Source organism: Endozoicomonas sp. Z74 (assembly GCF_057680865.1).
The window spans coordinates 1-9637 of record NZ_JBLYZI010000154.1; the positions used below are offsets into that span (position 1 = coordinate 1).

General features: G+C 51.4%; 9 protein-coding genes and 1 pseudogene. 3 read left to right on the forward strand and 7 right to left on the reverse strand.

Features of this window, described 5'->3' with window-relative positions; translation table 11 throughout:
• The 3 genes and pseudogenes from ACNRUY_RS24825 to ACNRUY_RS24835 form a co-directional block, all read right to left on the reverse strand.
• A pseudogene (locus ACNRUY_RS24825) lies at positions 1–634 on the reverse strand (hypothetical protein); the annotation flags it as partial.
• 277 nt (positions 635–911) lie between these two features.
• Positions 912–1832 (reverse strand): nucleoside hydrolase, encoded by a 921-nt coding sequence (locus ACNRUY_RS24830; RefSeq protein WP_488114357.1) that lies wholly within the window; start codon positions 1830–1832, stop codon positions 912–914.
• Between the two features lie 2 nt (positions 1833–1834).
• On the reverse strand, positions 1835–2437 hold the full coding sequence (locus ACNRUY_RS24835; protein WP_488114358.1) for a DUF1285 domain-containing protein: 603 nt from the start codon (positions 2435–2437) through the stop codon (positions 1835–1837).
• 133 nt (positions 2438–2570) lie between these two features.
• On the opposite strand from ACNRUY_RS24835, the gene ACNRUY_RS24840 reads away from it, so the two are divergent.
• Positions 2571–3515, forward strand: a complete 945-nt coding sequence (locus tag ACNRUY_RS24840; RefSeq protein WP_488114359.1) for a YiiX/YebB-like N1pC/P60 family cysteine hydrolase — start codon at positions 2571–2573, stop codon at positions 3513–3515.
• Between the two features lie 434 nt (positions 3516–3949).
• Here ACNRUY_RS24840 and ACNRUY_RS24845 read toward each other — a convergent pair whose 3' ends face one another.
• On the reverse strand, positions 3950–4534 hold the full coding sequence (locus tag ACNRUY_RS24845; protein ID WP_488114360.1) for a YceI family protein: 585 nt from the start codon (positions 4532–4534) through the stop codon (positions 3950–3952).
• A 47-nt stretch (positions 4535–4581) separates the two neighbouring features.
• Complete coding sequence (locus ACNRUY_RS24850; RefSeq protein WP_488114361.1) at positions 4582–5136, reverse strand: cytochrome b; 555 nt, start codon at positions 5134–5136, stop codon at positions 4582–4584.
• 339 nt (positions 5137–5475) lie between these two features.
• On the opposite strand from ACNRUY_RS24850, the gene ACNRUY_RS24855 reads away from it, so the two are divergent.
• Entirely contained in the window at positions 5476–6375 is a 900-nt protein-coding gene (locus ACNRUY_RS24855) for an alpha/beta hydrolase family protein (protein WP_488114362.1), read from the forward strand.
• Here ACNRUY_RS24855 and ACNRUY_RS24860 read toward each other — a convergent pair.
• Both ACNRUY_RS24860 and umuD read right to left on the reverse strand, forming a co-directional pair.
• Positions 6372–7652, reverse strand: coding sequence for a Y-family DNA polymerase (locus ACNRUY_RS24860; RefSeq protein WP_488114363.1), 1281 nt, complete (start codon positions 7650–7652; stop codon positions 6372–6374). The genes ACNRUY_RS24855 and ACNRUY_RS24860 overlap by 4 nt on opposite strands.
• Before the next feature lie 21 nt (positions 7653–7673).
• Positions 7674–8102: a translesion error-prone DNA polymerase V autoproteolytic subunit gene (gene umuD, locus ACNRUY_RS24865; protein ID WP_488114364.1), complete on the reverse strand. Its 429-nt coding sequence runs from the start codon at positions 8100–8102 to the stop codon at positions 7674–7676.
• Positions 8103–8504: 402 nt separating this feature from the next.
• On the opposite strand from umuD, the gene ACNRUY_RS24870 reads away from it, so the two are divergent.
• The gene (locus ACNRUY_RS24870) at positions 8505–9515 is read left to right on the forward strand and encodes an ATP-binding cassette domain-containing protein (protein ID WP_488114365.1); all 1011 of its coding nucleotides are present in this window, start codon (positions 8505–8507) and stop codon (positions 9513–9515) included.
• The last annotated feature ends 122 nt before the right edge of the window (positions 9516–9637 follow it).

The window sequence follows — 9637 nt, forward strand, 5'->3', positions numbered from 1 at the left end:
TGTCGATAATCACCTGAAAGAACAGCGGCGTAATCAGGGCGAACAGTTGAATAAAAAACGACGCCAGCAGTACTTCATAGAGCAACTTTTTATGCTTGAGCATGGCCGGTATAAACCAGCTGAAGTCAAACCGGGTCAATGCTTCTGGCAATACAGAACGTTTGGTCATCAAAAACAGATCACCGGTGGCCGCTTCTGACAATGCCTCAAGTGTTACCGTTTCCGGTTTGCCGGTCTGGGGGTTCTGGATCAGCGCCTTGCCTTCCTGAACACGTGCCAGAATAAAACAGTGCCCATCCACAGATCGACCTATGGCAGGCAGGGGGAGATTTTGCAGAGCGTCGGCATCCGCCAGATCCACGGACACCTTACGGGCCTTCAGTTTCAGAAACCGGGCGGCTCGTAGCAGGTCAATATCATTCAGGGGTTGATCGAAAGACGATTCCGACGGCTCGCCATCGTTGCTGTTGCCGTTTGCAGACGGCACATTTCCAAATTGATGACGAAGCTGCTCCGGCTGCGCCGCCAAACCGTGAAAACGGGCCATCATCACCAGACAGCCCACCGCTGTCTCCTGGCAGGACATTCCATCCACTGGAATCATACTCCTTGATGCATCAGTGCAGTCAGCCATTTCTTATCATTTATACCCATCGCCTTTCAAGTTGCTACGTTGTTGGCTGCAATCGCCCACCCCAGTCACTTAGTTCATCTAAGCTCCTGGGGTTCGCTCTTTTGCCGCCGCGTAGCAACTTGAAATCCTTTGGGTATAGAGTGACAGCTACTGCTCAAATATAAGACAGCGGTATTAAATCGAAGGGGATAGGCAAGTGCAAGAGAACTGGATCACAAAAATACAACAATAGAAAAAGATTACAGCTTGCATAGCCAATGTCCTACATATGTCATACTTAGCCCTGCTTATCCAGCAGGGCCAGGCGTTGCTGCAAAAATTCGAAAAAATCATCAGGGCATTTTGAGATGCGTGCCCTGACATTCCCCCTCCCGCCAAAAGCAGCCATGGTTTCCCCCTGCCTCTGACGGTTCCAGATTTCAATGTCCACCTGGCAGGTTTCACTGTCATAGAGTTCCGGTTGCAACAACCCGGCAATCACACAGGGGTCATGGAGCCGACCTCCTTCCCCACGGTGATAAAAATGGAGCATGTCTACAATCGCTCTACCGACCCGATGAGTTTTCAGCCCTTCCAGCCAGTGATGGGAAATCACTGCATGCTCAGTCAGGTCGAGGGGGTATAGCTCTATAAGCACGCCGGAGTTAAAAACCACATGAGCAGCATGGGGGTCCGTATGCATATTAAACTCTGCAGCATCGGTATAATTGCCTTTCACCCTCAAGGCTCCACCCATGACCAGAACCCGCTGAATACCCTGGGTGATCTCGGGGCATTTAACCAGAGCCATAGCCAGATTGGTCAGAGGCCCCAGTGCACAGATCGTTAATGGATTGTCTTTGTACCTGAGACATTGCTCAATCAGATAATCCACCCCGTGCTGGGGCTGAGCGGCGGTTGCAGGCGCAGGCCAGTCATTGCCCAACCCTGTACTACCATGAATCTCCTCACCTGCTGTCTGGAGTTGATTGACCAGAGGTCTTGCACAGCCAGCGTATACAGGCACCGTATGCCCAGCCAGCTCAACCAGGCTTAACGCGTTGTCCACCGCCACCGGGAGAGGAACATTTCCCGCCACGGCGGTGATTCCCAGCACCTCTATTTCCGGTGAGGCCATGGCCAACAGCAGGGCCACCGCGTCATCAATTCCCGGGTCGGTATCAATAATGACCGGAATTCGTCCGTGGGAACTTCCCATGATTACTCTTCAACCCTTCCCAGGGAATAGGCCTTACCCTGGCTGATGATTTGCAATTCAAGTTGACCATCACCGCCCAGCGCTTCCGCCTCTTCCACCAGTTGATAAAAAACATTCCGGTGAATCAAGGCATCCAGCCGGTCTCTGACCCGGATATAAGGGGCAGGCTCTCCGGTTTCCGAGTCTGTGGCCACACTCAGTGGATGCTCTTCATCCAGAACCACTTCATCCCCCACATTGGTGGTAAACAGGTATTCACGACCAGAGGCCCCTTCCCGGACACTGGCCTGCACAATCACAAAAGGAGCGTCCTCCACCTGAATCCGTACTTTTTCCACTGGCGTAACCAGGTAATAGCAGCCATCGTCATCATGGCGCAGTACGGTTGAGAACAGCTTCACCATGGATTCCCGACCAATGGGTGAGCCGTTGTAATACCAGCGACCATCCCGGGCGATTTGCATATCAATATCACCACAGAACGGAGGGTTCCACTCATGGACCGGTGGCAACCCTTTTTTCCTGCTCAATCCTTTCAGGGCCTGGGCAATATTCCCCGGTACCGGCTTTTCTGCCTTTTTGTTGTTCGGGTCTTTTCCTGCCATAACCATCTCCACTGTTATTCTGTAATGCCGCGATTATAGGTTGCTTCACCCGGAGTTTTATATCCCGATTAATAATCAGAAACTGTATAGATGCTACTATAAGGTAATAAGAAATAAGCCCAGGGATGGAGCGATGCAACTGTTCTCAACATTGGCCGGATGGCTCACTCATTGGCTGATGCAGGATACCCGGGAAAAAACCAGCCCACTGTGTGATTTTGAAAGAATCCGTCATGAAGTCAAACCCTGTGACGTGCTTCTGGTAGAGGGGCGCTCGCGGGTCAGCGAAGTGATCAAAAAAACCACCCAGAGCCCATGGTCTCATGCCATGCTGTACATCGGCCGACTCCACGACATTGAAGATAACCGCCTGAGGCAGACCGTCAGTGAATCCTATGACGGCTCCCCCGATGAACAGCTGATCATTGAGAGCGAACTGGGTATCGGCACTGTTGTTCACCCCCTTAGCCGTTATGAAGAAGACCATATCCGTATCTGTCGGCCTAACGGGCTCAGTTACGGTGACAGCCAGAAAGTCATTCATTATGCGGTCAGCCGCCTGGGCATGGATTACAATGTCCGCCAGATCCTGGATCTGGCCCGATTCTTTTTTCCCTACTTTATATTACCCAAAAAAATGGGGTCATCCCTGTTTCACCATTCCCCCGGCCAGGAAACCAAAACCGTCTGTTCCAGTATGATTGCTGAAGCCTTCAGCTTTATTCATTTCCCAATACTGCCCCTGGTCAAACAGAACAGCGGAGAAGCAGTGCAGCTGTTCCAAAGAAACCCAAAGCTCTGTACCCCCAGTGACTTTGATTACTCCCCCTATTTCCAGATCATCAAATACCCCTTTCTGGACTACACACACCACTCGGATTACCGCCTGCTGCCCTGGCATGGCCATGGAGTGCTTGAAGGAGAAGAGGCAGACTTTTATATGTCCTCCCAGCAAATTCAGGAACTGCAGAAGGCCGGGGCTATGGATGCTGATCAGAATACAGAGTCCACTCCGCCCCCGGAGCTTCCCGGGCAGCAGGATGATTGTTCCGGCAGGGATCAATTTTCAACCCACTGATCGAAGCCATCACCCACTTCCTGGAAACTGGGCTATAACCTTCTTCTTTCAGTCTTTTTTATTCGAAATCATTCTTAATTCCCGGTGGACGGTTTCCGGTTCTGAACCATAATTACGATGCTGATTTGATCGACTTCCCCCTACGATCACTTCAGCCTGGGTCAGAAATGACCTTGGTACTTGGATTGTGTACCTATGTTTCACTCCTAATGGTCTTAGCCCGTGTCCTTCTTCCCCCAGAAGCGCGGGTTTCTTTTTTCTTAACCCTCAAATATCACCTTCTACGTGAAGTGAAGCTCCTTGGATTTAAACTCTGATGTACGTGTGATACATCCATCATTTTTCGCCAGCCATAAAAAAACCCGGCACATAAGCCGGGCCTTCTAATAGCCTCCTAAATCAAAACAGCAGCTATATTGCATTATCGAACAGATTTACTGCCGGATGCCTTCCACTTCAAGCGTCAGGTAGGCTTTGGCCGACGCGGGTCCCAGATCCATCATATTGAAATCCGCCAGACTGATGCTGGTGGTACCGGTAAACCCTGCCCGGTGCCCACCCCATGGGTCCTTCCCTTCACCAATTTTGACCGCATCGATCACCACATCTTTGGTAATCCCCTTCAAGGTCAACTGGCCGTAGATTTTGGCGTTGTCGCCACCATTGTCTTCTACCCGGGTACTGACAAAACGGGCTTCCGGGAACTTGCCGGTATTCAGGAAGTCCTTGCCCCGCAGGTGTTTATCCCGCTCAGCATGGCTGCTATTCACTGAAGCCGTATTGATCACCACATCCACTTTCGAGCGGGATGGGTTCTGCTCATCAAACGTAAAACTGCCTTTGAAATCCGTAAAATTGCCATGAACCCAGCTGTACCCCAGGTGACTGACTTTAAAGTTGACAAAGGCATGGGCACCTTTGGTGTCGATCACATAGTCCGCAGCCATGGCAGACAATGAGGCCCCCAGAGTACCTGCAGCAAGAATACCTGCAGCCAATGTGTTTTTGATCGCTTTCATTTTTATGCTCTTTTTTGTTGTAGTCTTTTTTGACGCTTTCAAGGTGTTCACTCCCCGCTTGTTATCATTCGTCTCAAGGTGTCGTCTTTATCCACTGCATGGTGCTTGATGGCGGCCAGGCCATGACCGGCTGCCAGAATCACCAGCGCCCAGGCCAGGTAGAAGTGAACCAGCCCGGCAATATCTTCCTGCCCCTCAATACCCGTTATCAGGGCCGGTACTTCAAACCAGCCAAAAAAGGCAATGGAGCGCCCATCCGCAGTACTGATCAGATAACCGCTGACCATAATGATCAGCATCAACAGATAGAGGGCATAGTGTCCCAGCGTTGCCAGCCACACAGTGGTCTTTGAATGATTGGGTAAAGGCCGGGGTTTCGGGTTGCTCACCTTCCAGAGCAGCCGGATGATAGTCAGTATCAAAAGGGCCAGCCCAAAGCTCTTATGCCAGAACGGCAAGGTACGATAGAGCGGGTCATAATACGACAGCGACATCATATACAGGCCCACACCAAACAATGAAAAAACCGTCAGCGCACTCAGCCAGTGCACGGCAATACTGATCCGGCCATAGCCTTTGGCCGTGTTTTTCCAGGTTGTCATTATTCTCTCCCCCCAGTACAGAGGAGTCTGTCGGACTTACGACAATTTCGGCCTAAAATCCAGAAAGAACGGCCGCAGCCATGAGCGGTTCAAGACTGTCTCGATGAATTCGATTAAATAGACCGGCTATTCGCACGAATCCATCGGAAAATTTGACTCGTTCTACTGAATTTTATGCTCGAAAGCATAAGTCCGACAGGCTCCTGAGCCGAGGTTAATGTAAAAGAGAATCAATATAAATTAAAAATACTTGATCTTTACCTTCTAAAAAGTCGATAGGTTACACTGAAGGTCACTTTCCCGGATGAGGCCGGTATAAGGGCTGTTATGGATAAAACAATGAATACTGAAAGCCGCTGTGCCCCAGCCCCCATCGAGCGATCCTGTCTTTTTCACCTGGCTGAAAATGCCGAGTTGGCCGCCTACCCCTATCACCGCTCCATTGAAAGGGTGAACAATGTTGCTCATTCTCTGGCAGGCGATGACTCTATTCCGCCGGGTTCCTGGAGTCTGGCCTGCGATCTTGCGGCCAAAGCTGGAGAAGCAACAGGCTTGACCACCAGGGAACAGGAAGGGTTTCTATTTGACCGGAAAACCGGGCTGATCGCCTATCTGTTCCACCACCCGGAAAACGGCGAAGTCCGGCTGGTCTTCGGAGGCACATCGGCGGGGGAATACCCTGGAGAGCTGCTCCGTCGTTCTTTTCTTAACAGTGACTATTCTGATCGACAATGGCTGGCCAACTTTCAAAACGCCTTTGCCAAATCACTGCCCGATTCATACCGGCAGGCACGGGATCTAACGGCCTGTGTCCTCATGGAAATGGATAACAGAGCGGACTTCCAATCTCACCGGCTGGTGGTGTCCGGCCATTCCAAAGGGGGCGGTGAAGCCTGCTTTGCTGCCCTCAGTCAAACGGAACCGCTCGCTGCCCTCTGTTTTTGCAGTGCAGAACTGGGCCATGCTGCCCTGGCCGGAATTTCTGAAAGCAACCGAAGGATTGCCACTGACCGGATCACCCATTATCTGATCAAGGGCGACCCCCTGCCCCGTATTGGCAAATGGTGCCGCACTCCCCGACACCTTGGCAAAATCATCGAATTACCCGCCATACACTGGTGGAGCAGCCCAGTCAGTCGACACGACAAATTTACCCGCCATGTTCACCACTATGTTCAAAAAGAATGTTCAAAAAACGCTTCAAACACTCCAGCAAAAGAACGTCTGCCTGGCTCCTAGCGGGCATGGACCGTCATAATATCTGGCCAGCGGGTGGTATAGCACGGGCTTAAATGCTGCTGGTTCATATGCCAGCGACCTGGAGTAAAACCGACAGATGCCGGTCTCAGGGTATTACTCCCAAACCGCTGGTTAATGGTATCCAGCACTTTCATCATCCCATGGGACTCCGGTGTATGGTCCGCCATCAGCAGATCTCCCTGAAAGCTGTCCGGCTGGCATAACTCCATCAGCATCACCCCTGCTTTCTTATATTCATGCCCTTCCTGATAGATACGGTCCAGGGCACCGGAAAGCTGCTGAAGCCATGGGCGGGTGTCGTTGACCGGAGCCGGTGTCGCTATCCGGATACTCTGGCTGTCCTGGGCCAGCTCCCGTCGAAACGGGTCCGTACGGATAAACAGTACAGCCTCTCTGGCAAACTGGTTCTGTTGCCGAAGCTTCTCGCAGGCGCGGCTGATAAAACAGGCCAGGGCCGAGTGCAACTCCTCCCTGCGGGTCACCCGGTGGCCAAAGCTTCTTGAACAGACAATCTGGTGCTTGTTAATGGCTGCGGAATCCTCCGGCTCCAGAGCATTTTCCCCCTGGAGTTCACACACCGTCCGCTCCAGTACCACGGAGAACTGCTTGCGAACCCAGCCCCGGGGACAGTTGACCAGATCCTCCGCCGTGTGAATGCCCTGCTTTTCCAGAGCCCGGGCAATCCGGCGCCCCACTCCCCAAATATCTGATACCGGAGTAATCGCCATCAGCCGTTGCTGTCGGTCAGGATCACTCAGATCCACAACCCCACCGGTGGCAGGGTATTTTTTGGCCGCATGGTTCGCCAGTTTTGCCAGGGTCCGGGTACCGGCAATCCCCACCCCGATGGGAAGGCCTGTCCACTGTCGCACCCTTTCCTGCATCGCCCGGCCAATGCTCAAACGTTCATCAGCAGCAACAGCACTCAAGTCAACAAAAGCTTCATCAATGGAATAGATCTCCACCTGGGGGCTGAATTGCTCCAGAACCGACATAAAGCGGGCAGACATATCGCCATAAAGGCTGTAATTGGAGCTTTTCAGGACAACAGCGCCCTGCTCCACCAGACCCCGAACCTTGAAGGCCGGCGCTCCCATGGCAACACCCAGAGCCTTGATTTCGGGGGTTCGGGCCACAATGCAACCATCGTTATTGCTTAATACCCCCAGGGGTATTTGCCGGAGTTCGGGATTGAACACCCGCTCACAGGAACAGTAAAACGAATTGGCGTCACAGAGAGCAATGGCCGTACTCATGGTCTTTCTACTTCCTGACGGTTATCGAAGTCCATGAATCACCTGGGTAACCACTCCCCAGATATCCAGGCTCTGCTCACTGGCCAGCTGTATAGGTGAGTAATCCGGGTGCTCTGAGTGGAGACTGACACCCTCTGCCTTCAGCCTCAGGCGTTTGATCAATAGCTCTCCATCCAACAGGGCGATAATGACATCGCCACTGCGAGCCTTCAGGGAGCGGTCAATAATCAGCAGATCACCATCGTGAATACCTGCACCGGTCATGGAACATCCCTGGGCGCGGGCAAAAAACGTAGCGGCCGGATGCTCAATCAGCAGCTGGTCCAGAGACAGCCGCTCTTCCAGATAATCCGCCGCCGGACTCGGAAAGCCACAGGCAGCCGGGCTCTGGTAGAAGGGGTAATCCACGGTATTAAGGCTGCACTGAAGGGGTTTCGGGGTTGCCCTCATAACGATCACTATATACTGTATTTATGTACAGTATATAGTCTATCCCCACTGCACTTTCTGTCAAGCTTTCCCAGAGGCAAGCGTGTACAGACCAGCTGTCCCGCTTGTTAAGGAAACGGAGACAGAGTCATGCAGGTTTGCAAAATAGCTTTTTACCTGATTACAATAATGCCCCATCTTTTCATCTCTCCAAGGAGGCTATGCCTGATGAACAACTAACACCTGCATCCATTAATGAGTATTTAATTTGGATCAACAGGGTTAGTGGGCGTAGCTTTTGCGATTATTGCTCAATCGTTTTGCAATACTGAATCATCTTCTTTTTACTGGATTATCTGTCAGCTACCTGACTTATTGATTCTTTGAGCTGCTCCTGCCCCCCTGTTTGCACGGGAGGCAAGAATGCCAATACTGCAAGCAAACAATCTCTATTATCAGTTCAACAACGGTGAGTTTTTATTCGAAGATATATCCTGCACACTCAGGTCGCAACGGACTGGCCTTATAGGGCGCAATGGTGCGGGCAAATCAATACTGACCTCTATTCTGACAAAACAGCAGCCACCCAGTGCTGGTTCCGTGTCCCTCAACGCCAGCACCCAGTGTTTTTTACAGCTATCACCGGACCTGATCGATAACTCCCTCAGCCTGGCACAGTATCTGAAAATCGAAGGCATTATTGAGGCCCTGGAGCAGGTGGAGTCAGGCTGTTCTGATCAACACTGGTTCGACATTATTGGCAATGACTGGTCGTTGAAACACCAGCTGTCGACCCTGCTTTTCGAACTGGGCCTGCCAAACAATGCGCATATGCCGTGCCGGGAGCTTAGTGGAGGGCAGTTAGTGCGCCTGCAACTCTGGAAACTCTTTCGTACCAGTGTTGATTTATTGATTCTTGATGAACCTTCCAACCATCTGGACATGAAGGGTAAGTGCTGGTTAACACAACAAATAGAGCAATATGATGGGGCTATCTTACTGATCAGTCATGACCGGTTACTGCTGCGGCAAATGGAACATATCTGGGAGCTCAACGCTACAGGGCTGCATCAGTATGCCGGGGGCTACGATGAATATGAAGCACTCCGGCAGCAATATCGCCTGGCTGTTGAACGACAGCTTAGCGATGTTCAGGCCGAAGAAAAAAAGCTGAAGGTACAGGCCCAGAAAAACCATGAAAAAGCGGAACAAAGAGCCGCTCAAGGCAACAGAGTGCGGAGAAAAGGAGGACGGCCCAAAATAGCCCTGGACTTTGCCAAAGATAAGGCCACCGCAAGCAGCTCCGGCAGAATCAGGAGAGAACAAAGTCGCAAAGCATTCTTGAAACAGAAATCAGCCGCCCTGAAGCAGCGCTACGAAAGACTTGACGACCAGACTTTTTATATGAAACAGGGGAACAGAGATAAAGTGTAGTAGTTCAGACCTGATCTGACAGTCACCGATTTTTCAGAGGGTGTCTGTCAGGTCAAATTCAGGCTACAAATTTTTCCTTCCAGATCTCTTTGCCATCTATCAGAGTTTCCATTGGCGTTCTT

Excerpts from the sequence above, each read along its gene's own strand:
- ACNRUY_RS24830 (WP_488114357.1), bottom strand. The coding sequence starts at position 1,832 with ATGGGAAGTTCCCACGGACGAATTCCGGTCATTATTGATACCGACCCG.
- ACNRUY_RS24835 (WP_488114358.1), bottom strand. The coding sequence starts at position 2,437 with ATGGCAGGAAAAGACCCGAACAACAAAAAGGCAGAAAAGCCGGTACCG.
- ACNRUY_RS24840 (WP_488114359.1), top strand. The coding sequence starts at position 2,571 with ATGCAACTGTTCTCAACATTGGCCGGATGGCTCACTCATTGGCTGATG.
- ACNRUY_RS24845 (WP_488114360.1), bottom strand. The coding sequence starts at position 4,534 with ATGAAAGCGATCAAAAACACATTGGCTGCAGGTATTCTTGCTGCAGGT.
- ACNRUY_RS24850 (WP_488114361.1), bottom strand. The coding sequence starts at position 5,136 with ATGACAACCTGGAAAAACACGGCCAAAGGCTATGGCCGGATCAGTATT.
- ACNRUY_RS24855 (WP_488114362.1), top strand. The coding sequence starts at position 5,476 with ATGAATACTGAAAGCCGCTGTGCCCCAGCCCCCATCGAGCGATCCTGT.
- ACNRUY_RS24860 (WP_488114363.1), bottom strand. The coding sequence starts at position 7,652 with ATGAGTACGGCCATTGCTCTCTGTGACGCCAATTCGTTTTACTGTTCC.
- umuD (WP_488114364.1), bottom strand. The coding sequence starts at position 8,102 with ATGAGGGCAACCCCGAAACCCCTTCAGTGCAGCCTTAATACCGTGGAT.
- ACNRUY_RS24870 (WP_488114365.1), top strand. The coding sequence starts at position 8,505 with ATGCCAATACTGCAAGCAAACAATCTCTATTATCAGTTCAACAACGGT.